The sequence below is a fragment of the Candidatus Paracaedibacter acanthamoebae genome (genome assembly GCF_000742835.1).
In the GTDB taxonomy this organism is placed as follows: Bacteria; Pseudomonadota; Alphaproteobacteria; order Paracaedibacterales; family Paracaedibacteraceae; genus Paracaedibacter; species Paracaedibacter acanthamoebae.
This window is the reverse complement of record NZ_CP008941.1, coordinates 1,409,896-1,434,213: the sequence shown is the minus strand read 5'-3', so window position 1 is coordinate 1,434,213 and position 24,318 is coordinate 1,409,896. Positions and strand designations below refer to the sequence as shown.

Here is a 24,318-nt window from a genome sequence, read left to right as displayed (position 1 = left end):
CCATGGCAGTAACACCCAGTATCACTCAAGGCTTTTCTCTTTCAAGCATAACGCGGCGAACAGACATTGCTTTTGCCTTAGGGCTGGTTGCGGTTTTGATCTTGTTGTTCATGCCGGTTTCAACAATTTTGCTGGATATGGCGCTTGCTCTCTCCATTCTCTTTTCCATTATGATTTTGTTTACGGCTTTGTTCATTGAACGTCCGTTAGAGTTTAGCTCGTTTCCCACCGTCTTACTTGTATCCACAATGATCCGGTTGGCGCTTGATGTGGCTGCAACCCGCGTAATTTTGACTCATGGACATGAAGGGGCCCATTCGGCGGGCAAAGTTATCGAAGCCTTTGGTCGTTTTTTGATGGGCGGTAATTTCGTGATTGGAATTATCGTATTTGCTATTTTAATTATCGTTAACTTTGTCGTTATTACCAAGGGTTCGGGGCGTATTGCCGAAGTATCGGCCCGGTTTAGTTTAGATGCGATGCCGGGTAAACAAATGGCAGTTGATGCCGACTTGAGTGCAGGTCTTATTGATGAATCTGAAGCTAAACTGCGCCGTAAACTATTGGAAGATGAAAGTAATTTCTTTGGATCCATGGATGGTGCGGCAAAGTTTGTGCGCGGTGATGCCATTGCGGGATTGCTGATCACCTTTATTAATATTATCGGTGGGATCATTATTGGGGTGGGACAAATGGATCTCAGCTTTGGTGAGGCATTGACCACCTATACTCTTTTGACGGTTGGGGATGGTCTGGTTTCTCAAGTTCCCGCTTTAATTGTTTCGACAGCGGCCGGTATGCTGGTTTCTAAGGCTGGTGTAGAGGGATCAGCTGATAAGGCCCTCATTTCTCAATTAAGTGGTAATCCAACGGTTTTAGGGCTTAGCTCTTTCCTAATGATGATTTTGGCATCCACCCCGGGCATGCCAGGTTTTCCATTCTTTATTCTAGCCATCGCTTGCGGCATTGGCGCATGGCGTGTGATGCAAAGTCAAGCTCAGGCTCAGCAAGAAGCTTTGGAGGCTATTGAAAAAGCTAAGGCGCCGGCGGAGGAAGTTTCCATTGGCGAAGAAGCAAAGATTGTGCCCGGTCACATCGATTACTTGCGTATTGAAATTGGTTACGGGTTGTTGCCCTTGCTCAATGGGGATAAGGGAACCAAGCTAACAGATCAGATTAAGAACTTGCGCAAACAGTTGGCGCAGGAAATTGGATTTGTCTTACCATCTGTTCGTATTCAAGACAACATTCAAGTCAATGGAATGTCCTATTTAATTCGCGTCAAAGAACTTGAAGCAGGCCGAGGCGATTTGCGACCCGATCATTTTCTTGTGATGAACCCGAATGGGGAGGATATTTTGGTCGAAGGGGAAGCGACAACAGAACCTACTTTTGGCCTCCCGGCCTGCTGGATTACTGAAAGTCAGCGGAGTGAGGCAGAGCGATTAGGGTATACGATTGTGGATGCCTCAACGGTAATGACGACCCATTTAACTGAAATTGTGAAGGAAAACCTTGCTGAACTTTTGACGTATGTTGAAACTCAAAAGATGTTGGATGAGTTAGGAGATACCTATAAGAAATTGCTGAATGATCTGATTCCGTCACAAATTAGTTTGGGCGGTATTCAACGGATCTTACAAAACCTCGTGAGCGAGCGGGTTAGTATTCGCGATCTTGCGACAATTATTGAAGCCATTTCCGAAGGGTGTGGCTATTCACGCAATGTTTCCGTTATTACAGAACATGTCCGTCAACGATTGTCGCGTCAAATCACCCATAGTAACCTAGATGAAAACCATGTTCTTAAGATGGTACCGTTGACCGTTAAATGGGATCAAGCAATGAATGATGCTCTTTTGGGGGAAGGTGAAGTGCGTCAATTGGCTTTGTCACCAAGTCAAATACAAGAGTTTATAGCTGCTTTTAAAACGACGTTTGATCGGATTTCGATGATGGGGGATCAAGCGGTATTGGTGGTCAATCCAACCTTGCGCCCTTATGTACGTTCTATCATTGCTCGGGTTCGTCCATCTGTTATGGTTCTAGGGCAAAATGAAATTCATCCTTCAGCCATTGTCCAAAATGTGGGCCAAGTTTAATTATTGAGACTGGTATGTTGCATCCCAAGGCAAAATTTGTTGTAATCTCCATACCTCTATCCATTTCTTACTTAAGTTTTATAGACCATGACACCTCAATTTATAACGCATCATTCATATGAGTTAGCTTATGCATTTATACCTATGCCAGGGCGTCCGACAATTTTATTCTTACCTGGTTATTTTTCTGATATGTCGGGGGCTAAGGCTGTTTTTCTAAAGGAACAAGCAGCTCGCCACCAATATGGTTTTTTAAGTTTAGACTATTCTGGTCATGGTCAATCGAGCGGCGAATTTCTGCAAGGGACAATATCCTCTTGGTTGGGGGATATTCTTGCTGTCATTGATGCTGTAAAAGCCCAAGATTTAATTGTCGTTGGATCCAGTATGGGTGGCTGGTTAATGTTGTTACTCGCTATCCAACGACCTCATCTTATCCGCAAGCTTGTGGGAATTGCCGCAGCCCCCGACTTTACGGAAGAATTAATTTGGGAAAAATTGTCGCCCGCTAAAAAGCAAGTATTACAAGAGCAGAAGCATTTGATAACGCAGAGTGAATACGATGCGGCAGGGACGCCTTTAAGTTACGTTTTAATTGAAGATGGCCGCAAAAATCTTTTATTGAAAGATTCAATTCATTGTAATCTGCCGGTGCGATTGCTGCATGGAACGGCGGATCATGACGTCCCCTATGAAACTTCTCTCCGAATTATGAATTTACTGACCTCTTGCGATGTTCAAGTTCGATTGATTAAGGATGGAGATCATCGTCTCAGCCAGCCAGCACAATTAACTATGTTATGGCAAGAAGTGCAGAGTTAGAAGATGGACAATGCTTTGACGCTTAAAAAGCTACTATTTTTTAGACTCTGAGGCTTGGATATTCTGAAAACGCCGTAAAGCTTCTTCATAGAGGGCCTTGGTTCTCAGAACACTCGGTCTCGTAAAAATAAAGTCATGTTGAGGATCTCGAGAGGTAAAGGAGGGCAGGGCTGGTAAAGGCCTGAATTTATCTAATTCTTGCCAGTAATCATTTTTCGCTTTTTCTAATTCTTTTTAGGCTTTTAATTTCTCCTCTTCTGTAAAGATTTTTGGACAAGGAGAGTCTAAATTATTCCTTAAATCATGACTGCTTCCTTGTGAAATGAAAGCAATAGATATTATTCCTAAAGTGAAACGCCTAACCATTACATAACTTTTCTAAATTGACAGTCAGAAAATTCTAAGGCTTGCCAATCCGATGAATGAATATCATAAATGGCAATTTGGGCCGTTCCCATAGCGAGAGTCATCTCAGGGTTGGCGAGGTTGGCGAATTGTGAAACCCCTGGATTGTGAGCAATGACTAGGACATCCCTTGCTTCATTCGGCAATAATTTTACTTCTTCTAGGATGCTGTAAGCAGAAGCATGATACAAGTTATCTAAGAACTGATAATTGGTTTGGATGGGGAGAATTTCCCTTAAGCCTGCACTAGTTAGCTTTGTGCGGGTGGCGGTAGAGCACAATACATGCGTTACTTCATCGAACAGTCCAAGGGCGCTAACCAGTAAATTAGCCAATTGTTGGCGCCCTTCAAAATTTAAAGGACGCTCTTTATCAGAGACTCTGTTAGAAGCATTAGCAACAGCGGAGGCATGACGCATGATATATAGTTTTTTCATCTTTCTAAAACCAACGCTGCCCAATCACCAATGAGGTGTTGTTCAATAAATTTAAAACCGACGGCTTCATAGGCCTGACGAACATCATTTATTTGACGGGTGAGAAGGCCAGAGAGGACAATACGCCCGGCGATTGCAACACAGTCTGCCATGTCAGGGGCCATATCGCATAACGGGGCTGCCAAAATATTCGCAGCGACGAGATCAAACGGACCCTTTTCCTTTACGATTGTGCCGGCAAATCCATCATTACAGAGCGTGGTAATAAGATTGGCACAACCGTTCATGTCAGCATTGGCTGCCGCAACCCGAACGGATTCAGGATCATTGTCAACAGCAAGGACGGGGACGTCCCAAAGTTTAGCAATGACCATGGCTAAAATACCCGATCCACATCCCATGTCGAGAGGTGTTTTGAAGGGGCGATTTTGGCGATGCATTTTTGTTAAGGCTTCAATACAGGCTGTGGTGGTTTCATGCTCGCCCGAGCCAAAGGCTGTCGCAGCATTAATCTCAAGACCGATTAAATCTGCGGGTATTTCTGTTTTGGCATGGCTGCCGTAAATAAAGAATTTGCCGATTTGACGGGGTGGAAAATTTTTCCAAGTTTGTTCTAACCAGTCGGTATCTGGCAATTCGGCGAGCGTCATTTCCGGGGATTCTAGACCATGAGTTATGGCTGTAACCTTAATTAAGTGGCGCACGGCTTCAGAATCAGCTGCCTCATTAAGGGTTGCTTCGAGGACCCAATGATTTGTGTCTTCATCAATTTCATACCATGAGACAGCGAGGACAACTTCGTCTAAAACCTCACCAAAAATAGGAGCGGCCTTCGATGTTGTATTGAAAAATAATTTATATAACTTCATGCAATTGTTGTACACTGTGTCTCCTCAAAACTCAAGATTTTGTTAAAAATTTATCCATTAATACCCTAAGCCTAGCAGTTTTTGCCTTTCCAGAGGTGGTCAGCATTTGGCTAGCTGTTCTATAAAATTTCCCCTCTAAGACAGCTAGCTGCATCTTACGACCTACAATCTGAACTTAAATTGTCGCAATATAGCCACACCTCTTCCTTTATGGAGGAGAAACAGATTCCGTCTAGACCTTCAAAAAAGAAGTTCGGGGTGACAGACAAAATCTTACACAATTGATACAAACGACTCGCTGGTATCCGATCAATTCCCTTTTCATATTTAGAAAGCTGCTGTGGGGTGATATCCATTAGCTTCGCTAACCCATACTGTTTAATATTTAAAAATAGCCGTCTTTTTTTTAATTGTCGCCCAATATGGGTCTCTATGGGGGGACATTCTAAATTAATCATAAGATTATTACCTCAAGATAAAAAACTTAAACACAGAGGAAGGAGGAGTCTTCCTCTTCTTAGTAAGCTGTAATGCTTTTAAATAGATCTAATTGCTGTTCTTTGACTCGATGTAAGGGGAAATAAGATAACATTTCCTCTCTCTTCCGAGTGTGCTTCTTTTTTCTGAATTAAGAGAAGACTTAAGAGGGATGTTTCAGAGCCTTGTAAGTACTCTCGCAAAAATTTGTCTGATTTTTGAGAAGCCCATAATTTTTGATGCAATTGAATTTTCATAATTTCAATATTTTCGCATATTCCCTCAGAATAAGGGGGCCATACCGACAGGGTTAATAGCTGACGTTTTCCTTGGTTGGTGGTATGGGACGATACGCAATTAAACAGATTTTCAAAGGCGGTAAGATGAGCAGCATCCTTGAGAGAAATCATAAAATTGACATCTTCTTTATTAAGACAGTGAGCACAGAAAACGATTAGAGTTAAGCCTTGAATCACCATTTCAATAAGCGCGGCATCATAAAGTGGCTGACATAAATCTCCTAAACGGGGGTCTTCTGCAACAGTAAAGCTGCTGACGCGTAAAGAATCAGGAGAGGGTTGGATCGTTATAGTTAAGGAGAACTCAGTCTGCTTTTGTTGCAGCGTTAATGTTAGCCCCCCTGGCGTTACCGAACAAGTTAACCCATAAGAGAAAACTAGCTCTTCCTTGTGCCAAGATTTAACGTAATTTTGTAAGGTGCTAAACATATCCATCCTCTTGTCGCTATCTCACCATCATTTTCTTTAAAAGCATTATCCTCTTGTGCTGTAATTAATAAATTTCCATAAATATTACTAATATTAAGGCCATATCTCTCGCATAAGAATTTCTTATACCTCCTTAGAAAAGGCTAGGTTTTAAGCCAATTATATAAATTTTTTAAAAATCAACGATAAAAATGATAAAAAAATTATTTTTGTCAAGCAGGGGGGTAGGAAGAGTATCCCATCGCTCCCTCCGGGTTTCCTCTTTCCGGCCGAAGAACCAGCCGGGATCTCGAGATAACAAGCGGTAGTCCTTATAAGTTCGAGTTTCCGGGTCGCGTTGCACTTGTCCGGAAAGAGGCTCTCTATTCCCGGCCGAAGAACCAGCCGGGATCTCGAGATAACAAGCGGTAGTCCTTATAAGTTCTTTGCACTTGTCCGGAAAGAGGCTCTTCATTCCCGGCCGAAGAGCCGGGATCTCGAGACGGCAAGCGGTAGTCCTTATAAGTTCGAGTTTCCGGGTCGCCCTTCGGTTGCTCGGAAAGAGGCTCTCTATTCCCGGCCGAAGAGCCGGGATCTCGAGATAACAAGCGGTAGCCCTTATAAGTTCGAGTTTCCGGGTCGCGTTCCACTTGCCCGGAAAGAGGCTCTCTATTCCTGGCCAAAGAGCCGGGATCTCGCGTTGATAAGCGGATTCCTCAGGTGATCTCGCGACCCCGGGCCTGTCCTCAACTTGATTGGGGATCAAGCCCTGGGAAATGTTTAGTGGTTAAGCTCCCTATAAAGATTCTCTTCTTTTTACTAACATAGTAGGTTGACTTTAAGGGAAGGTAGAAGTTATTAAAATAAACGATTGGTTAAAAAAATAACAAGAATCAACTTTTGGTTGATTACAATAACAAGGAGAATAATTATGCGTGATGTACTACTCGAAAATCAGCATGCAATAATAGGATATTGTATTTCTATTGCTAGAAGATAATTTTTTAAAGTGAGACAGAGTTTTCTCTTTCTCACTTTTACTTTTGTAGATACTTAAAAAGTAAATTAATTATTTTAGAATTCTTACGCTTCTCATGGAAGACGTAATTTACATCGAATTGAGGTCGATTTTCCACCAGATTAATTTCTATAAGTTCGGGCCGTAATACCCCTGGAAAATCAGGAATTTCTGCAATTCCATAACCCGCCAGCGCAGCATTAATTATTCCTTGAAGAGAATTAATTTGAATATAAGATTCTCTTGATGCTGTATACTTGTCCCTTCCGAGATTAAGAATCCAATTAGTGCTACCATACGGATTATAAGTGCTGCCTCCATAGGTAATGATAGGATGTGAATCTAAGTCTTCAGGCGTTCGAGGAATTCCATACTTTTTAAGATAATCTTGGCTAGAAACTATTCGAAGAGAAGTAGTAAAAAGATATTGTTGAATCAAATGAGGTTGGTGGTGAATAGGAGTACAGATCGCTATATCTCCTTCTTCAATATAGATATCTTTATCTTCACGAACAATAATGTTTATTTTTATTTTAGGATAGGTTTTTAAGAATTTTTCTATTTTAAATATGAGCCACTCTGACCCTAAATAAGGGGTGGTGACAATCTTGAGTTCACCTTCTATTTCATCCTCTTGTTCGAAAAATATTTTTTCAAAGGCTTCATGCTCATCCACAAGTTTTTTAGCATGAATGAATAACCTTTCCCCTTGCGGGGTTAAGCGAACCCCTTGAGGGATACGCTCAAAGAGCTTGGCCCTTACATTATGTTCTAAATCACCAATTAAGACACTTAAAGAGGGTTGGCTGACATTCATTTTTGCAGCAGCTTTTGTCATGCTTCCCTCTCGCGCCACCGTGTAAAATGCTCTTAACTTTGACAGATCAATGCGTCGCATGCTTCATATCCGCTATATTTAAAAAGTACATGATAAATTCATCTTAACTGGAATTTTTTAAAGAAATATTAAGAGTGTCCATTTATTCCAATTAGTTGTGTTTTACTAAGTGTTTAGGGGTTCGTGTATTTGTTGTTTGTACGATGTCTTCGTGAGTGATATCAAGGCAATTTTTTACCCTATTTTCAACAAGAATGCTCCCCTTATTGTGAATTTATTTCTTTCTAAGGAAAGTTTCAAAGATATTGATTGATGGTTGAACGGTAATGTCCTTTTTATGTTGAGCTAACCATTGTTCTGTTGAGTCTCGGCCAATAGCTTTTAGATATTTAAAGAAGGCCCAATCAGTATTCAGTTTGCTTGAAGCATTGAGCTGCTTCATACCCTCATTATCCGTAATCATATGGATTTTCACATCTTTATAGTCATCTGGGTTTAACTTGCCTTGGGAGATCAAGCGACTAACAAAATTAATAGCCCGCATTTCGGCAACTAAGCTTGAATTAAAGGTAATTTCATTGAGTCGGTTGGCAATGTCGTGGGCCGTTTGGGGAATCTGCTCTCGGTACAAGGGGTTAATTTGAACCAAGATAATATCATCACTTTTTGTGTTATAAATTAAGGGCCAGAGCACGGGATTACCCATATAGCCCCCATCCCAATAAAATTCATCATCAATTTTAACAGATTGAAATATAAAGGGGATACACGCCGATGCCATCAGGCTATCGACGGTGATTTCTGCATGGTTGAATATTTTGGGTTGGCCAGTTCTAACTGATGTTGCTGCGACAAATAGTTTAATTTTTGAGTCTTTGAATACAGTGAAATCGATGCTTTTTTCTAGGACCCATTTAAGGGGATTCAAGTTCATTGGATTGGATTGATAGGGAGAAAGAATGTGACTCATCAGCTCATAGTAAGTATAACTAAGGGACCAATCGAGATTCCATGGCTCATCGAATTTTTCAACAGCAGTTTGGCGAATCGGATTGAATACTTTACCTAACAGACTAATTTCCCACCAAAAAGACTGGAGAGCTTCTTTAGCCTTTTGACGACCGCCCACAGCATATCCATGAGCAAGAATTGCAGCATTCATCGCCCCGGCACTGGTGCCGCTAATACCTTCTATCTCAAGGTCTTCTTCTTCCAGGAGACGATCCAAAACACCCCAGGTGAAGGCGCCATGTGCCCCACCACCTTGAAGAGCTAAGTTAATTTTTTTGACTTTTTTAGGTGCCATTGAAGACAATTATCTAAACCTTCTTTATATGTAGGGTATAGCAGGCTATCCTTTAAGATTTGCTTAATCAGATCATTTTTAATTCTTTTATTCTCAGAAAAAAATTCCCGCATTCTTAGGGACAGATCCGCTTTATCATAAGGGGTCAACTCTGGAACAGGGAAATTCAGGAGAGTGTGAGCATATTCATACACTTTCCATAAGGGGGCGGGACAGTCATCTGCTAAGTTTAAAAGGGGAGCGGGTGTTTTAAGCGTAGCCATAATGAGGCGGCCGATGTCCGTTACATGGATACGATTAAAGACATGGCCAAGTTTGTCGATAAGTTGGGCTCGATTAGTTAGCACCGACTCAATAACACACCGACCCGGGCCATAAATGCCTGCTAGGCGGAAAATTGATAGGGACAAATTGGTTTCCTGCCATTGCTGTTCTGCCACGAGGCGCTGATGACCGTGAGGAGAGGTAGGGGCAGGGACTGTTTTTTCATCAATCCAGCGCCCCTTCTGATCTCCATATACGCTGCTTGCCGACAGATACCCAACCCATTGAATGGGGACTATCCTATGAGTAAAATAGTCAGAATAATATCGAAGCGTCACGTCTCCGTGGTCGTCAGGTGGAATTGAAATTAAGAAATGATCAAATTGATCGAGAATTTCATAAGGGATCGCTTGAAATGGATAAAGGAACTCGTGATTTAAAGGCGATCTTTTGCATCCTGCCACTCTGATTTGAGGCGACAGCATTTGATGTAAATGCTGCGCCACATAGCCATATCCAAAAAAGAAAAGATTAGAAATTGTCATAATTTATTCCCCCTGCGATCAACGTTCTTAAGAGGGGATCAAGGATGATAAATCACTTTATCTATCCCGCCTACTAAGCTTAGTTAATTTGCCTCTCCCACAAAGGCCGCGAGTCTTTGAAGGCTTTCTTGTTTGCCGAGAACAGCCATAACCTCGAACACGCTTGGCGATACGGTACTGCCTGTTAAGGCAACGCGCAGCGGTTGAGCAATAGTGCCCAATTTTTCCCCAAGTCGCTCTGCTGTTTCACGAATTTTGGCATCTAATTCATGTTCTGTGAAACTGTCGGCTTGTCCTAAATCTTGTATCACTTCTTTAACCAGCGTTTTTGCTGCATCTGTTATAAATTTTTGGGCTTTTTCATCAGGCGTTGCAAGGCGAACATAAATTAAAGCATTGTCAGCCAGTTCCATAATAGTTTTGGCGCGTTGCTTTAAGCCAGTCATACCCAGGGTAATCCGCTCAAATTCTGCTACCGATAGTTTAAGTCCCAATTTTTCTTCTATCACCGGTTGGCACAGTTCCATTAACCGAGCATTATCAGCTTCCCGGATGTAATGGGCATTCAGGTTGGTTAATTTAGCCATATCAAAACGAGCAGGCGAACGGCCGATGGAATCAGTGTCAAACCACGCGATAGCCTGATCGCGGCTGATAATTTCCTCATCTCCATGGCTCCAGCCCAGGCGTAATAAATAGTTACACATGGCCTCTGGCAAAAAACCTAGATCTCGATAACTTTCTGCTCCCAACGCGCCATGGCGTTTGGAAAGCTTGGCACCATCAGGTCCGTGAATCAAGGGAAGGTGCGCAAATTGAGGGACATCCCATTGGCATGATTGGTAAAGATGGTGTTGACGGAAGGCGTTGGTAAGATGGTCATCACCCCGAATAATATGAGTAACATTCATATCGTGATCATCAACGACAACAGACAGCATATAAGTTGGGGTACCATCGGCGCGCAACAAGACCATATCATCCAACTGCGAATTTTGGATGCAGACAGTTCCTTGAACCAGATCTTCAATAATTGTTTCTCCTTCTTGTGGAGCTTTAAATCGGATAACCGGTGCTACCCCTGCTGGGGCTTCGGATGGATCTCGATCCCGCCAGAATCCATTATAACGGGGGGGAAGGTTGTTGGCTTTGGCATGCTCACGCATTTGCTCAAGCTCTTCAGGCGAACAATAGCAATAATAAGCTTTGCCTTCAGCTAAAAGCTGTCGGGCGATCGCTGCATGGCGTTCAGCGCGCGCAAATTGATAAACAGTTTCTCCATCCCAATCAAGGCCTAACCATTTCATGCTATCTACAATGGCATTAACAGCCTCTTGGGTTGAACGGGCGCGATCCGTATCTTCAATACGTAACAGGAATTGCCCACCATGGTGTTTGGCAAAAAGATAATTAAAAAGGGCGGTGCGAGCGCTCCCAATATGAAGGTAGCCCGTGGGAGACGGAGCAAAACGTGTAATAACAGTCATTTAAAAGCTTTTAGAGTTAGAATTATATGATTTGAAGGTATCCGAATTTAATTCTATTTTCCAGAGTCGATTCTATATCTAACCTAAAATGTAAGGGGGCGCGGCGGGAAGGATGGAAGGGGGCTGTAAATTGTTTGTTTTCCCCTCCCAGACAGAGATCATCGGTAAAGATGAGGTGCAATCTTAACCTAATTGATTGATCAAATCCTGAATTTGTTGATCATTTAGTTGTGAGATCGTTAACTTGTGGGTTTGTTTATCGAAGAGGCCATTCAATTTGCACATTAATTCTATCGTCCTTAAAGCCAGGGCATTATCGCCTTCTGCCTGGGCGGAATTTAGAATGGTTTGCAAATGATCATAAGCTTGTGCGGGGGACATGGTATCTCCTATTGCAATATATACTTAAGCAATCTTATTCAATCACAGACAAAAATATTATCCCCACATTGGGCAGAAAATTTCAGGTAATTCTTTTCTCAGGCTATTGACAGAATTTTAAATATATGAGATAAAGTTAGCACTCCCTGAGCGAGAGTGCTGATAACAAAAATGTAAGGAGGTTTACAGTGAAATTCAGGCCGTTACATGATCGGGTCCTTGTAAAACGAATCGAGTCCGAAGAAAAAACTAAATCTGGTATCATTATTCCAGATACAGCTAAAGAAAAGCCACAAGAAGGCGAAGTAATTGCTGCTGGTTCGGGTTTGCGCAAAGAAGATGGAACTCTAGTCCCCCTTGATGTCAAAACCGGTGATCGTGTCCTGTTTGGCAAGTGGTCTGGTACCGAGATTAAGATCGAAGGTGAGGAGTTCTTGGTAATGAAAGAGTCAGATATTATGGGTATTTTGGCCATCTAAGGCCGGCGCTTTCATGCTTGCGGGCATCTACAGTGTTAAATCTGTGCTTCCGCTGCTCACGTACCTTAAGTACGCTCCGCTGCGGTTCTCGATTTGCCTTGTATCTGCCGCCCAATCAAGAAAGCTACTGTTATAAAGGTTTTCATGCTTGCGGGCATCTACAGTGTTAAATCTGTGCTTCCGCTGCTCACGTACCTTAAGTACGCTCCGCTGCGGTTCTCGATTTGCCTTGTATCTGCCGCCCAATCAAGAAAGCTACTGTTATAAAGGTTTTCATGCTTGCGGGCATCTACAGTGTTAAATCTGTGCTTCCGCTGCTCACGTACCTTAAGTACGCTCCGCTGCGGTTCTCGATTTGCTTTGTATCTGCCGCCCAATCAAGAAAGCTACTGTTATAAAGGTTTTCATGCTTGCGGGCATCTACAGTGTTAAATCTGTGCTTCCGCTGCTCACGTACCTTAAGTACGCTCCGCTGCGGTTCTCGATTTGCCTTGTACCTGCCGCTCAATCAAGAAAGCTACTGTTATGAAGGTTTTCATGCTTGCGGGCATCTACAGTGCTAAATCTGTGCTTCCGCTTAGAAGTAATAGATTTTTTGACAAGTACTGCAAAAAAGAAAGTTTGCATAACACAGACACTATATAAAATTTAAAGAGGTTTATTATGGCTGCAAAAGAAGTTCGTTTTTCCGCCGACGCTCGTGAACGTATGCTGCGTGGTGTTGATATTTTAGCTGATGCTGTAAAAGTAACGCTTGGTCCAAAAGGACGTAACGTGGTGATTGAAAAATCTTTTGGCGCACCCCGCATCACCAAAGATGGTGTATCCGTTGCTAAAGAAATTGAACTATCCGATAGGTTTGAAAACATGGGTGCCCAGATGTTGCGTGAAGTGGCATCTAAGACATCTGATTTGGCTGGTGATGGGACGACAACAGCAACAGTTTTGGCTCAAGCAATCGTGCGTGAAGGCATTAAAGCAGTGGCTGCTGGCATGAATCCAATGGATCTACGTCGCGGTATTGATCTTGCTGTTGAAGCCGTCGTAGCAGACCTTAAGTCTCGTGCAAAAAAAGTTTCTACATCTGATGAAATTGCTCAAGTAGGTACAATTTCTGCCAATGGTGAAATCGAAATTGGTGAAATGCTTGCCAAAGCCGTTGAAAAGGTTGGTAAAGAAGGTGTGATCACCATTGAAGAAGCTAAGTCGTTGCACACAGAATTGGATGTTGTGGAAGGGATGCAGTTTGATCGTGGCTACATCAGCCCTTATTTCGTAACCAATCCAGATAAAATGGTTTCTGAATTAGAAAACCCGTTTATTCTGATTCATGAGAAAAAGCTATCTGGTCTACAAGCCATGTTGCCAGTTCTTGAAGCTGTCGTTCAATCAGGCCGCCCTTTGATGATCATTGCTGAGGATGTAGAAGGTGAAGCTTTGGCAACGCTTGTTGTCAACAAGTTGCGCGGTGGTCTAAAGGTTGCGGCGGTTAAGGCACCGGGCTTTGGTGATCGTCGTAAAGCGATGTTGGAAGATATTGCAATCCTCACCGGTGGTACAGTTGTTTCTGAAGATGTTGGGATTAAACTTGAGAATGTAACCATGGACATGCTTGGTTCGGCTCGTAAAGTTACAATAACCAAAGACGATACCACATTGGTTAATGGCGCGGGTCAAAAAGAAGAAATTGCAGCACGCTGCAGCCAAATCCGTGCACAAATCGAGGAATCTTCTTCTGATTATGATCGTGAAAAACTACAAGAACGTTTGGCTAAATTAAGCGGCGGTGTTGCTGTTATTCGTGTGGGTGGTGTGACTGAACTTGAAGTTAAAGAACGGAAAGACCGTGTTGAAGATGCTATGCATGCAACGCGTGCGGCTGTTGAAGAAGGTATCGTTCCCGGTGGTGGTGTGGCTTTGTTATATGCTATTAAGAAGCTAGAAGGGCTTAAGGTTGCTAATAACGATCAAGAAGTTGGTGTTAAAATAGTCCGCCACGCCTTGTCGGTCCCTTGTCGCCAAATCGCCTTTAACGCAGGTCAAGACGGTTCCATCATCATTGGTAAAATTATCGACGCGCAGGATGCAAACTTTGGATACGATGCTCAAGGCGATCGTTTTGGTAATATGTTTGAATTTGGTGTGATTGACCCTGCCAAAGTTGTTCGCACAGCTTTAGAGGATGCAGCTTCTGTTGCAAGTCTATTAATTACTACCGAAGCGATGATTGCTGAAAAACCTGAACCTAAAGGTCCTGCCGCTGCTCCTGGTATGGGTGGCATGGGTGGTATGGGCGGTATGGGAATGGATTACTAATCCCTCTGTTCTATGTGATTATGCTACTGAAAAGGCACCTAATAAGGTGCCTTTTTTATACTTCCTGCAGTTCAGTGTCGTCGCTACTGTCGTTTTCTGGGTTGTCAATTTCTGCAAGATCTTTTCTAAATTTATGAGTTTCGAAGGTTTTTTGTTCACTATCATATTTCATACTAAGGCTAAGATATTGCAAGGCTTCTATCACCAGCATGATAATTGATATTTTTAAAGAAGGCTCATCCTGTAGTGCTAAATCGCTAATGATAAGAAAAAGTTGAATTAATCCAAGAGCTGTTCCAGAAAGCCAGAAAAGCGGATAAGTATCTGTCCAAAGAAAATCTGAGCACATGAAATAGATTTCCTCGAGCAATGTGAGCTCTGTTAGCCGCTTCATTTCTGTGGTAAGGTCTGACATTTGCAAGGATTTTGGGTAATAAAGCTTGTAAAGTAAGTCGCGATCTAATTCCTTTAGTGGAAACTTTTGATGAATTCTTAGGTTGGGCAAAGAGCCTTCAGCACATTTTGCTAAAGCTTTGAGTTTTTGCCGCTGCTTTTCAGACTTGTATAGCTTTTCAAGTTTTTTTAAATTCTTTTGAATTTGAATGGCTTTAATAATAGCATAATCGTGAATGGTTTCGCTCATATCACCCACGCCCTGGAAAATTGCAATACACAGTAAAAGATAGTCTCTCGTTTTCTTGTCGAAATTCCCTAAGGTGACGAGCGGAATGATTGACCGTCGAGCATAGTGAGATAAGCTTGCAAGGGCTCCTGTTCCCCCTTGCGCAAATGTCCAAAAAATGCGGGAAGCAACATTCATTTTACCATAACAATTCGTGCAGCAACTTTTAGGAAAACAACAACAGCCGGGAATGTTTTCAGGATCAAAATTTTCAGCGGCCAAAGAACTTTTTTGGCGCGATTCTGTTAAGGCCAGTAAGAACTCGGGCCAAGATATATATACTATATCTTCTTCTTCATTCACTATTTCGCGCGTCCGCTTATGCTTTTTCTTTTCACGCGATTTAGAATGAGAAGGGAAGGAGGAATCCGCTACAGTAGATGAGATATTTTCTATCGGTTGGGTGGTTGTTATCTCTTCCGGTATGGATGATATGACGTCTTGGGGTTCTTCAGATGGCATAATAATTTCTACCGGAGGAGATACCAACTCTTCTTCAATAGAGGGAATGATTCCTTGAGGTGTAGAGGCCGTTTCTTCGGCTGGGACGGAACTGAAGATTAAGAGGGTCGCTAACAGAAAGATGGTTTTTCTCATGATGTTCTCCTTAGATTCTAATAGGAGACCATGAATTTTCTTGGGACTCAAGGGGTTGAAAAAGCATTAACTTTGTAAAAGTAAACGGTTATTAACCCCTTTTATTCCTGCTTTGCTCTGTATAAAAAGTTCCCTATTATTAATTAAGATGAATGGTTAAAGGATATAATAGATGAAGTATTTCCGACCGATTTTAAGTGCCTTGGTTCTTGTTAATTGGGTAAATGCTGCAGATAATCCGAGTGGAAAAAAGTTTGTCTTACCACCGTTGCCGTACGAGCGGCCGGCTCTTGCTCCCTATATTAGTGCAAAGACACTTGAATTGCATTATTCGAAACATCATCAAGGGTATGTGGATAAACTAAACAATCTTATTATTGAAAAAAAATTAACCGACAAAACTTTAGAAGAAATCATTGTTCTAAGTGCCAAGGACCCTCAATTAACGGCTGTATTTAATAATGCAGCGCAAACGTGGAATCATACATTCTATTGGCGGTCAATGCAGGCTATGGGGGGAGGCAAGCCCACTGGAAAATTGTTAGACAAGATCAATAAAAATTTTGGTGATTTTAGGGAGTTTAGAAAGCAATTTATTGAAGCAGGGACTAAGGTTTTTGGCAGCGGATGGGTGTGGTTGGTAGAAGATGGCGCTGAGTTGAAGATTGTAGCGACCTCTAATGCTGATCTTCCTTTGATAAAAGGACAAAAAGCGTTACTGGTGTGTGATGTGTGGGAACATGCTTATTACCTAGACTACCAAAATCGTCGTAAAGAGTATGTCGAGGTCTTCCTGGATCATCTGGTTAATTGGAATTTTGCTTTAAACAACATGAGCTGGGAATATACCCAGTCAGTCAGATTTTTTATAAAGGGAAGATAAAGAGAATCATGGTGCCGGCTGCAGGATTCGAACTCGCGACCTACTGATTACAAATCAGTTGCTCTACCAGCTGAGCTAAACCGGCTTACCAAGATAGTTCTATTTTTAACAGAACTCTCTTGGTTATTGCAACAGAAAATTTTTATAAATCGTAAAAAATTATTCAGGTTATTTAAGGGGATCTAATCTTTAATTTCCACACCTTTGAAGATGCTCGACAGGTTCAATTGTGAAGAGGGTAGGAGTTGCTGCTAGCCCTTCAAATTTTTGCAAGAAAGGAATAGCTTCCAATTTTTGACAGTCTTGGTTCTGTAAGGGTAAGGACGGCCACATGAAAGATGATAGAAAGAAAGGGGAGTTACTTAAATACTGTTGCGGGATGGGGTTATCGAATGTACCGATATTTCGTAAGTTGAATGCTATTTCTATAAGGGCGTCATGGAACTTTTCAGAGTTTGTTTGAGATGAAGTCTTTTGCTCAGGAGACTTTATTTCTGATAAATATACGCTGGCGGGTCCCCAAATTTGGGGATCCGGATAGGAGTAAATTGGAAAGTCGTATTGTATTCCAAAATTAAAGGGTGCATGGGCAGGTTTATCATAAGCTTTGCTTGTACTCCCTAATCCAAGGATAATCATAAATAATATGTGTTTCATAAGGTTAAAATCTCCATTGTTAAATCTCAGATAGGTACATTTATCCTAACATTTTCCTATCATTTATAAATAATTAGACCTTATACAGAAATTGCAAATAATTCACTAGATGATTAGAGCTTAAGTCGATAAAATAATCTTATACTATTATTTTTTTAAGGTCTCTTTTATGACAAAAACAACAAAGGTTCTCATTATTGGCTCCGGTCCGGCTGGCTATACAGCGGCCATTTATGCAGCACGGGCTAACTTAAAGCCAATTCAGGCTTTGGGCATTCAACCAGGCGGGCAGTTGACCATTACAACAGATGTGGAAAATTATCCTGGTTTTGCGGATGTGATTCAGGGGCCGTGGTTGATGGAACAGATGCGGTTGCAGGCAGAGCATGTCGGTACCGAAATGGTTGAGGATATGATTGATTCCGTTGATTTTTCAAAGCGTCCCTTTGTTTGCAAAACTGATTGTGGTGAAATCATAGAGGCCGAGACAGTTATTATTTCAACGGGCGCTCAGGCGCGTTGGTTGGGCATTGATACGGAAGAAAAATTCCGCGGTTTTGGTGTTTCTGCTTGTGCAACCTGCGATGGTTTTTTCTATAAAGGGAAGAAAGTTATTGTGGTCGGGGGCGGTAATTCAGCTGTCGAAGAGGCCATGTATCTAACCAATTTTGCCGAGGAAGTCACCATCATCCATCGGCGTGATAAGCTGCGAGCCGAAAAAATTGCCCAAGATCGTTTATTTAAAAATCCAAAAATCAAAGTTATTTGGGATTCGGTGGTTGAAGAAATTGTGGGCAGTGAGAATCCTGCTTCTGTTACTGGGGTTAAGCTTCGGAATGTCAAAACCAATGAGTTAACAGAGTTTGCGGTTGATGGTGTTTTTGTGGCCATTGGTCACACACCCATGAGTGAGATTTTTAAGGGGCAAGTTGAGGTGGATGAGGAAGGTTACATCAAGGTTGCGCCAGGCAGTACCGTCACCAACGTTCCTGGTGTCTTTGCGGCCGGTGACGTGGCTGATAAAGTTTTCCGTCAAGCTGTAACGGCCGCCGGACTGGGATGTATGGCAGCTTTAGAAGCAGAGCGGTTTTTAAGTCACGGATAAGAATAGCACCGCTCTGTAATCCAGAGGTGGGGTTTTTATGGCTATCTTTCCTTAGCTTCTCTAATCAGCAATCGTTTATTATTGTTAGCTCGAAGCTTTTTGACAGCGGAAATAAATATCCATAAACAACAGTTCATCCCTGGACTTGATCCCCCATCAAGTTGAGGACAAGCCCGGGATAGTTAGCTTATATGACTACACCTTATGAACCTGCAATCATTTGGCTGGCAGGTCGTTTGCGAGAAGCTGCTTTAGGCAGGCTGCCGCTAGAGAAATCGCTATTAAATAGATTAATCTTTAATAAGCCAGAGGCAGTTTGTTCTGTTCGCAGCGCAATCGATGTTGTTGGCAATGCCACGTCTTTCGCCGTCTCGCTGGGGGATAGTATTGTGGCTGAACTTAACTCAATTTCTTCCTTGATACCAAAAGGTTTCATGAGAGGTAATAAATTTTCTTCTGTTGAAAATAGGAAGTCAGAAATTTCTTTTAATGGGTCTTGGGAAGAGTAATACGTTTGCTTGATGGCCCTCATTTCTATGGTTAAGAGCTGTTGATAAGATTTGCCCGTTCTTAAAAGAACATGGTTAGGGCGATTATGGAGTAAACCTTGGAACTCTAAGCTGGCTATTGCTTGATTAAAAAGTGGCTCCCACTCTTGCATTTCAGCAAAAACCAGGGTGTAAAAAGTAGGGTCGATGGGAAGTTTGTGTCGGTTGGCGCCGTGTTTCATTATAAACGTGTAAAATTTTAATAACTTATCCATTTCATTAATATAATCTTCGGTTGTTAGATCAAAGAGAGAATGGTAGGCCAGTCGTTTATAGGCCCATTTATGGAGCATAGAGAAGATGGATTCCCATTTAGCCATTTGAAATAAATCTAGATTAAATGATGGATCTAATAGAATTTGTTGTGCTGTCGTAAGTCCATATCTCAATAGATAGGGGACAAATGGTGAAGCTTGATTTCCAGCTGTTAAGTTTAAGGACGCGGACTGGTAGTCATTATGGTGAACAAGCTTAATAAAGAAAAGAAGATTATATAAATAATCCGTTTCGTCTTGAATTTGTTCTTCTGTGGAGTGTGAAAAGCCGGACTCCTTTAAACGGTTGGAAGATAATTTGCTCAAGGAGCGATTAAATTGGATCAGTTGGTGTAACTGTAGGTTTCCTCTAATTTTACGGAGGCCGCGCTTTGGCCAATTACTATCTCTCTCATTGTCAGAAAAATGAACTTTTGATTGATGAGAATCATTTAATCCACCACAGATAAGCTTGTTCTTAAAAGTTCTTATGCTGCGGTTGAATTCTTGAGCCAAAATAGAGCGAGAACTATGGTCTTTTCTAAACCCCTTTGTTAAGAGCTTATTCAATGGGATATAGAAGTTTCGAAGAGACTCTTCAGATAAGCCTGGAAAATATATATCATGAGTACTGGAGGGGAGTCCTATATCTTTTGCAGCCCAACGGATAAGTTTATAAAAGATGATTTCTTGTTGCACAGTTAGCGAAAGACTATGCCAAATAGAAGCTAATTTTCCGCCCTTAGCTTGATCTATTATCGTTTGACAAAAATCTTCCGGCGATTTCGCTGTTTGGTGTTGGAAGATTGGGGCAGGAATAAGCGGACATGAAGAAAGAGGTTGCACTACCTCATGTCTGGGGGTTGTTTTTAAGCTTGAACGTGGATACGTTTTGTGAGAGAAAGAAAAAGAGGCATCTTGGGCTGTTGCATCTATAAAGATACCAACCATAAACAGGGATATTAATTTTTTCATTTAAATAAGATATATTTCACATTGTTGTTTATGTGTAGTATTTGGGGTTTTTTTATTTGTTATGCAAGTAAAATTTCTATTTTTTATTTTTAATGATGAATTTTATTATGAAAAGAAGGGAAAATATTGCCTTTCTATGAAGGAAGCCCCCCGGTTTAGCTTTATGAGCCTGTAATCATTTTAATAACAGAAGGTTGCTTAAAGGCTGCTTTCAACAGCCTGTTCCTGAATAAATTTATCTTAACTGATTTAGTGACATTTTTTTCTGAAATGGTGTAATCGATGCTGTTTGGTACTCCTTTTGGTACCGATGGTGTTAACTGTGTACAGACAACGCATTTCATTCTTTAAAATATTGTCAAACGTATCTTTGCGGTTATAAGGTGTACTATGCATGAGCCCTAAGGCTTTAAGATTGGCTAAAGCTTGGTTAAACATATCATTCCATAATGCCATTATGGAGAAAATAGATTCTGTGGGTTTTCCTTTAAGGTCTGGTTTAAGAGCTAAGGTAACAAGGTAAAGTTTATGCACTTTACTGAGTTCCTCTAGATACTCTAAGGTGCCAGCGTCTTCAATGCCTTTTGCAGTTAGATGGTTAGTTGCCCAGAAATGGGCATGAAGAAAAAATTTAGCATGCTTATTCATTTCTTCCAAGGTTGTTTGAAGGGTGCAATCTGAAAGAACATATTGAGTTGTGGTTAGACCGGTCAATTTAACCACCGCAGGATCTAAAGATATAAGTTTTGTAAAGAATGAAAGATTTTGAAGGGCATCCATCATTCTATAATATGATTCGCTCTTATAGGGATAATAGGAAACGGCGTCCTGATGGAACAGTGTATTCTGGGTGACAATCGTTGTTAGTTCAATATTGTGACCAATTCTATTAAATCCTTTTCCAACCCAAGTATCGTCTTTTTCATTATCGGCAAAATGAACTTTTTTGCTAGATGGCCTATCCTTTTGCTTACTGTCTACCTTTTTTAAGATGAACTTCGGACATTTTTCTGTTTGAATATCCATCGCTAGGCAAGGTGATAGCAGTGCAACAATAGTAAAATAAAGTATCTTATTCATAGAACTCTCCCTCTTTTTATGAGATTAGCTTAAGAGCTAATGTGTCACCTGTAAATATTCCTGTCTATAATTTGTAAGAGCAGACAGTTTAAAAGGGGTGTTCCAAAGCTTTTCTGTATAAGGTTTCAAAAGGACCATCTCCCATCAAAAGTGGTCTTACTCTTTTTAGAGGAGTAAAAGTCCAATCTTCTTCATTTTCCTCGTCCGTATCATCGTCGTCGCCTTTTATGTCTGAATGAGAGGTCAAGAAGGATTTTTCTTCTTCAATATCTAAGAGAGGTGGAGAAGCCATATCTTCCTCAGCTTTCCTGATTATTAACGTTATTTCTTCTTCTAAAAGTTCATAAATTTCTGCATCGGTTTTCCCCTCTAATTTTCTTTCTTTTTTAAGCTTTTCCATAATAAAGTCAAATTGTTGCTCCCCTACACTCATATCATCTAAAATTAAATCTACCGTTAGATCTGAGGGATCGAGGGTTCTTATTGAAAAACGAAAGATATAAAACAGATTCCCAATTTCTTCGATAAGATTTTCATAAGTGGCTAATTTCCTTTTGCTGGTAAGCCGTAAATGAGCCCATTCTACAATTTCTTCTAATTGAGATGTTTCTTCAAGAATGGAGTCAGCGGTTTGTGGAACATTGCTTTGCTCAAGATAATGGTGTGCCATAGGAATGATCGTCTCAATAATCAGGAATAGTCCCAATGACTGATCTTTATCCTGTAGATATAGGGGGTATAAATCTAACGTCTCTTTTGCGAAATTAAATAAAGATTGCCAGTCCGTAAGGGTACTAATAAATTCTGCGGCTGATTGGTATGGTTGTGAGAGTAAATCTGATGCAATTGTTTCTATTAAGTTTGCCAATTGTTCTTGCTTATGCATTTCCTCCCATAAGTCTACTTTGGAAGTATTCGGATATTGAGATCTTTTTAAATTTTTTGACGCTAAAAACCGGATGGCTTTGTTCACAGCCACCATATAATGCAGCTCATTATTTGTCTCCTGTCGTTTAAGCTTACGACTTAATAAGACCTCTGCTGGAAGATTTTTAAATATAACCCGCGGTGCGTGTTCTTTATAGGTAGGAGCAGCCTGATCTTCAAGCATTGCAATAATATAGCCCAACTGTGTCAACAGCCTATAAGTTTGAGCTGTATGAACTTTAGACATGCCAAGCTTGTTGAGCATGTAAGGGTGAGAGAATGCAGTCCTTTGATCCCATAAATTTTGGAAGACTTTAAGGCTGTGTAAACAGCTATCCATTAACACAGGCTGGGAAGGGTGAGTTTTGCGAAATCCATTGATCAGTAAGAGCCCTAAAGGATGATAAAATTTTGAATAAGAAATAAGGGAAATAGGTGGATTAATGAGCTCTGGGTTATTGGCGGATAATTGAAGAAATTGCTGGGACCAGTGTAATAGACTGTGAAAAAGAATTTCTTGCGAAATTTCCATTGTTAAAGTAGGAAATGGGTTTCCATTTTCCAGTAGCTGTTGCTGTTGCTTGGCATCAATTGACTGTAGAACGCTATCGCAGAAAGCTGCCGTTGATGCTTCATTTTGGCCGTTCAGTAAGATGCTATCAATGATAGGAGACGTTAAATTTGTGACAGGGGCTATGGCTGTTACCTTTTTTAAGATAGATGGGGGCATCCTGTCATTGATAGGGATGCTATCGCTGGCGGCTAAAGATGAACAAGTTGCGGCTAAGAAAGAAAAAATAATTTTGATCATGGAATATAGGATGGGTAAGTTAAAAAGTTTCTAAAGATATATGAACGAAATAAGGAGGTTTCAAGAAGGAGGAAAATTTTTTTGAAAAAAAAGTTCAAGGACTAAAAAGGGCTTTATCTCCTCAGACATTTCAAAATAAAATTAGGGTGATAGAGGGGATTTTCATCCCCTCTATTTTAAAACAGCGATAGAGATTTTGACTAGGAATGTGTCCCTAGAAATCGTCTAATTTCTCTAGGAAATTTTTTTTTAAAATCCTCAGAACCAATCTCAATATTTTGCATTCTAAGATTATCAAAGATTTGATCATAGATGGGTAAGCATTTAGCCATTCTTTCAACGGCCTCCTTAGAATGAAAATTTTCACTATAAAGAATATAACTCCATTGAACTGGGGCGAATGTCGACTCATATAACCAGTCTAATAAATACATATGCTCGTGAATTTCCTCCATAGAAGCGCCAACGCCACGTCGCTCGTAGGAGAGATGCTGAAGTAAGATATTATGCTGCTTCCGGCTCTCTCGTCCGGCATGATGTAGTCTTAATTCTTCTATTTCTTCATCGCTAGGGGTGAAAGTCCGAAACGTATTTTTTTCCAAATTGAATATTAATTTTCGAGAGACTCTGATAGACCAAGTAGCTGGTTTACGTATCTCTACTAATTTAATATAAATTTCATGTAAAGCATTGAAGTAATCATCATCATCAAGAGATTCAGGCGTTCCCATACGATTAAGAGAATACTCTGTTTTATAATAGTTTTTGGATAAACCACATCTTGCATAAAATTCAATACTATGGAGACAATTTTCAAGCATTTGTGGCTGAATGCTCGACTCTTTCATAAATCCTTGGAGGAGAAGCCGAGCTAACGGTATATAATAATTCTCGAGTGAATCAAACGAAATGGAAGGGGTGGAATAATCCGAGAAAATCTCTTTATTATCTTCGGAGTATATTTTTGCCCATTCAAGCAGGGAATTATAGTAAACACTCCATGATTGTTTCAAGGTCAAGCTGGGAAAAGGGATGTTTAAGTCCAATAATTTGCTGATTTGCCTTCTGTGAATATCGGCATCATAATTCTCTGGAATTGAGTATTGAGGGTCCATGGCAGCAGCGACCGGTTGTGGGGCCTTCTTTAAAATGGATTTCAAGGGACGACGACTGGATAGAGAAGAGCTAATTTCTGTAGCTGTTGAAACACTGGATAAAAGTAAAGTTGTAAGTATTATTTTTAAAGGCATAAAATATCCCCATTTAAAGCATGTAAATTTATTAAGAGTTAAGATGATAAATTAAATTTGAAATGGGGAACATTAATTGTTTTTCAAGGTATAATT

21 protein-coding genes and 1 tRNA gene are annotated in these 24,318 nt (G+C 41.0%); 6 read left to right on the top strand and 16 right to left on the bottom strand.

Annotated elements, in window-relative coordinates; genetic code table 11:
- The first annotated feature begins 2 nt into the window (after positions 1–2).
- Positions 3–2,102 (top strand): flagellar biosynthesis protein FlhA, encoded by a 2,100-nt coding sequence (gene flhA, locus ID47_RS06475; protein WP_038465013.1) that lies wholly within the window; start codon positions 3–5, stop codon positions 2,100–2,102.
- Between the two features lie 87 nt (positions 2,103–2,189).
- Positions 2,190–2,924, top strand: coding sequence for an alpha/beta hydrolase (locus tag ID47_RS06470; protein WP_038465011.1), 735 nt, complete (start codon positions 2,190–2,192; stop codon positions 2,922–2,924).
- Between the two features lie 365 nt (positions 2,925–3,289).
- On the opposite strand, the gene ID47_RS06465 is transcribed toward ID47_RS06470, so the two are convergent.
- The 9 genes from ID47_RS06465 to ID47_RS06420 form a co-directional block, all read right to left on the bottom strand.
- The gene (locus tag ID47_RS06465) at positions 3,290–3,766 is read right to left on the bottom strand and encodes a SixA phosphatase family protein (protein ID WP_038465009.1); all 477 of its coding nucleotides are present in this window, start codon (positions 3,764–3,766) and stop codon (positions 3,290–3,292) included.
- Positions 3,763–4,635 (bottom strand): 50S ribosomal protein L11 methyltransferase, encoded by an 873-nt coding sequence (locus ID47_RS06460; protein WP_038465007.1) that lies wholly within the window; start codon positions 4,633–4,635, stop codon positions 3,763–3,765. The genes ID47_RS06465 and ID47_RS06460 overlap by 4 nt, the downstream gene beginning before the upstream one ends.
- Positions 4,636–4,790: 155 nt before the next feature.
- A complete protein-coding gene (locus ID47_RS06455) occupies positions 4,791–5,093 on the bottom strand; it encodes a helix-turn-helix domain-containing protein (protein WP_051908695.1) in 303 nt (100 codons plus the stop codon).
- A gap of 78 nt (positions 5,094–5,171) precedes the next feature.
- Positions 5,172–5,840 carry a hypothetical protein gene (locus tag ID47_RS06450; protein WP_038465005.1) on the bottom strand — a complete coding sequence of 223 codons (669 nt, stop codon included), beginning with the start codon at positions 5,838–5,840 and terminating at the stop codon, positions 5,172–5,174.
- Between the two features lie 1,016 nt (positions 5,841–6,856).
- Positions 6,857–7,735: a LysR family transcriptional regulator gene (locus ID47_RS06440; protein ID WP_075261571.1), complete on the bottom strand. Its 879-nt coding sequence runs from the start codon at positions 7,733–7,735 to the stop codon at positions 6,857–6,859.
- 214 nt (positions 7,736–7,949) lie between these two features.
- Positions 7,950–8,981: a patatin-like phospholipase family protein gene (locus ID47_RS06435; protein WP_038464999.1), complete on the bottom strand. Its 1,032-nt coding sequence runs from the start codon at positions 8,979–8,981 to the stop codon at positions 7,950–7,952.
- The gene (locus ID47_RS06430; protein WP_038464996.1) at positions 8,948–9,790 is read right to left on the bottom strand and encodes an NAD-dependent epimerase/dehydratase family protein; all 843 of its coding nucleotides are present in this window, start codon (positions 9,788–9,790) and stop codon (positions 8,948–8,950) included. The genes ID47_RS06435 and ID47_RS06430 overlap by 34 nt, the downstream gene beginning before the upstream one ends.
- A gap of 83 nt (positions 9,791–9,873) precedes the next feature.
- Positions 9,874–11,277 carry a glutamate--tRNA ligase gene (gltX, locus tag ID47_RS06425; RefSeq protein WP_038464994.1) on the bottom strand — a complete coding sequence of 468 codons (1,404 nt, stop codon included), beginning with the start codon at positions 11,275–11,277 and terminating at the stop codon, positions 9,874–9,876.
- Positions 11,278–11,460: 183 nt separating this feature from the next.
- Positions 11,461–11,658 (bottom strand): hypothetical protein, encoded by a 198-nt coding sequence (locus tag ID47_RS06420; protein ID WP_038464992.1) that lies wholly within the window; start codon positions 11,656–11,658, stop codon positions 11,461–11,463.
- A 188-nt stretch (positions 11,659–11,846) separates the two neighbouring features.
- On the opposite strand from ID47_RS06420, the gene groES reads away from it, so the two are divergent.
- Together groES and groL are read left to right on the top strand one after the other, a co-directional pair.
- On the top strand, positions 11,847–12,137 hold the full coding sequence (groES, locus tag ID47_RS06415; protein WP_038464990.1) for a co-chaperone GroES: 291 nt from the start codon (positions 11,847–11,849) through the stop codon (positions 12,135–12,137).
- A 663-nt stretch (positions 12,138–12,800) separates the two neighbouring features.
- The gene (gene groL / locus ID47_RS06410; protein WP_038464988.1) at positions 12,801–14,453 is read left to right on the top strand and encodes a chaperonin GroEL; all 1,653 of its coding nucleotides are present in this window, start codon (positions 12,801–12,803) and stop codon (positions 14,451–14,453) included.
- A 55-nt stretch (positions 14,454–14,508) separates the two neighbouring features.
- Here the strand turns inward: groL and ID47_RS06405 are convergent, their stop codons facing one another.
- Entirely contained in the window at positions 14,509–15,732 is a 1,224-nt protein-coding gene (locus ID47_RS06405) for a hypothetical protein (RefSeq protein ID WP_038464986.1), read from the bottom strand.
- Between the two features lie 172 nt (positions 15,733–15,904).
- On the opposite strand from ID47_RS06405, the gene ID47_RS06400 reads away from it, so the two are divergent.
- Positions 15,905–16,615 carry a superoxide dismutase gene (locus ID47_RS06400; RefSeq protein WP_084675955.1) on the top strand — a complete coding sequence of 237 codons (711 nt, stop codon included), beginning with the start codon at positions 15,905–15,907 and terminating at the stop codon, positions 16,613–16,615.
- Positions 16,616–16,624: 9 nt separating this feature from the next.
- Here the strand turns inward: ID47_RS06400 and ID47_RS06395 are convergent.
- Both ID47_RS06395 and ID47_RS06390 read right to left on the bottom strand, forming a co-directional pair.
- Positions 16,625–16,700 (bottom strand) — tRNA-Thr (locus ID47_RS06395).
- A 104-nt stretch (positions 16,701–16,804) separates the two neighbouring features.
- Positions 16,805–17,272 carry a hypothetical protein gene (locus ID47_RS06390; protein WP_156956687.1) on the bottom strand — a complete coding sequence of 156 codons (468 nt, stop codon included), beginning with the start codon at positions 17,270–17,272 and terminating at the stop codon, positions 16,805–16,807.
- 169 nt (positions 17,273–17,441) lie between these two features.
- Here ID47_RS06390 and trxB point away from each other — a divergent pair, with 169 nt between their 5' ends.
- The gene (trxB, locus tag ID47_RS06385; protein WP_038464982.1) at positions 17,442–18,377 is read left to right on the top strand and encodes a thioredoxin-disulfide reductase; all 936 of its coding nucleotides are present in this window, start codon (positions 17,442–17,444) and stop codon (positions 18,375–18,377) included.
- Positions 18,378–18,579: 202 nt separating this feature from the next.
- Here the strand turns inward: trxB and ID47_RS06380 are convergent, their stop codons facing one another.
- The 4 genes from ID47_RS06380 to ID47_RS06365 form a co-directional block, all read right to left on the bottom strand.
- Positions 18,580–20,154 (bottom strand): hypothetical protein, encoded by a 1,575-nt coding sequence (locus ID47_RS06380; RefSeq protein WP_156956686.1) that lies wholly within the window; start codon positions 20,152–20,154, stop codon positions 18,580–18,582.
- 249 nt (positions 20,155–20,403) lie between these two features.
- Complete coding sequence (locus tag ID47_RS06375) at positions 20,404–21,234, bottom strand: hypothetical protein (RefSeq protein ID WP_038464978.1); 831 nt, start codon at positions 21,232–21,234, stop codon at positions 20,404–20,406.
- A gap of 88 nt (positions 21,235–21,322) precedes the next feature.
- Positions 21,323–22,972 carry a hypothetical protein gene (locus tag ID47_RS06370; protein ID WP_038464976.1) on the bottom strand — a complete coding sequence of 550 codons (1,650 nt, stop codon included), beginning with the start codon at positions 22,970–22,972 and terminating at the stop codon, positions 21,323–21,325.
- Between the two features lie 200 nt (positions 22,973–23,172).
- Positions 23,173–24,222, bottom strand: coding sequence for a hypothetical protein (locus tag ID47_RS06365; protein WP_038464974.1), 1,050 nt, complete (start codon positions 24,220–24,222; stop codon positions 23,173–23,175).
- Between the last annotated feature and the right edge of the window lie 96 nt (positions 24,223–24,318).

What these genes read in the sequence shown, in the direction of transcription:
- flhA (WP_038465013.1), top strand. Translation starts at nt 3, where the DNA reads ATGGCAGTAACACCCAGTATCACTCAAGGCTTTTCTCTTTCAAGCATA.
- ID47_RS06470 (WP_038465011.1), top strand. Translation starts at nt 2,190, where the DNA reads ATGACACCTCAATTTATAACGCATCATTCATATGAGTTAGCTTATGCA.
- ID47_RS06465 (WP_038465009.1), bottom strand. Translation starts at nt 3,766, where the DNA reads ATGAAAAAACTATATATCATGCGTCATGCCTCCGCTGTTGCTAATGCT.
- ID47_RS06460 (WP_038465007.1), bottom strand. Translation starts at nt 4,635, where the DNA reads ATGAAGTTATATAAATTATTTTTCAATACAACATCGAAGGCCGCTCCT.
- ID47_RS06455 (WP_051908695.1), bottom strand. Translation starts at nt 5,093, where the DNA reads ATGATTAATTTAGAATGTCCCCCCATAGAGACCCATATTGGGCGACAA.
- ID47_RS06450 (WP_038465005.1), bottom strand. Translation starts at nt 5,840, where the DNA reads ATGTTTAGCACCTTACAAAATTACGTTAAATCTTGGCACAAGGAAGAG.
- ID47_RS06440 (WP_075261571.1), bottom strand. Translation starts at nt 7,735, where the DNA reads ATGCGACGCATTGATCTGTCAAAGTTAAGAGCATTTTACACGGTGGCG.
- ID47_RS06435 (WP_038464999.1), bottom strand. Translation starts at nt 8,981, where the DNA reads ATGGCACCTAAAAAAGTCAAAAAAATTAACTTAGCTCTTCAAGGTGGT.
- ID47_RS06430 (WP_038464996.1), bottom strand. Translation starts at nt 9,790, where the DNA reads ATGACAATTTCTAATCTTTTCTTTTTTGGATATGGCTATGTGGCGCAG.
- gltX (WP_038464994.1), bottom strand. Translation starts at nt 11,277, where the DNA reads ATGACTGTTATTACACGTTTTGCTCCGTCTCCCACGGGCTACCTTCAT.
- ID47_RS06420 (WP_038464992.1), bottom strand. Translation starts at nt 11,658, where the DNA reads ATGTCCCCCGCACAAGCTTATGATCATTTGCAAACCATTCTAAATTCC.
- groL (WP_038464988.1), top strand. Translation starts at nt 12,801, where the DNA reads ATGGCTGCAAAAGAAGTTCGTTTTTCCGCCGACGCTCGTGAACGTATG.
- ID47_RS06405 (WP_038464986.1), bottom strand. Translation starts at nt 15,732, where the DNA reads ATGAGAAAAACCATCTTTCTGTTAGCGACCCTCTTAATCTTCAGTTCC.
- ID47_RS06400 (WP_084675955.1), top strand. Translation starts at nt 15,905, where the DNA reads ATGAAGTATTTCCGACCGATTTTAAGTGCCTTGGTTCTTGTTAATTGG.
- ID47_RS06390 (WP_156956687.1), bottom strand. Translation starts at nt 17,272, where the DNA reads ATGAAACACATATTATTTATGATTATCCTTGGATTAGGGAGTACAAGC.
- trxB (WP_038464982.1), top strand. Translation starts at nt 17,442, where the DNA reads ATGACAAAAACAACAAAGGTTCTCATTATTGGCTCCGGTCCGGCTGGC.
- ID47_RS06380 (WP_156956686.1), bottom strand. Translation starts at nt 20,154, where the DNA reads ATGAAAAAATTAATATCCCTGTTTATGGTTGGTATCTTTATAGATGCA.
- ID47_RS06375 (WP_038464978.1), bottom strand. Translation starts at nt 21,234, where the DNA reads ATGAATAAGATACTTTATTTTACTATTGTTGCACTGCTATCACCTTGC.
- ID47_RS06370 (WP_038464976.1), bottom strand. Translation starts at nt 22,972, where the DNA reads ATGATCAAAATTATTTTTTCTTTCTTAGCCGCAACTTGTTCATCTTTA.
- ID47_RS06365 (WP_038464974.1), bottom strand. Translation starts at nt 24,222, where the DNA reads ATGCCTTTAAAAATAATACTTACAACTTTACTTTTATCCAGTGTTTCA.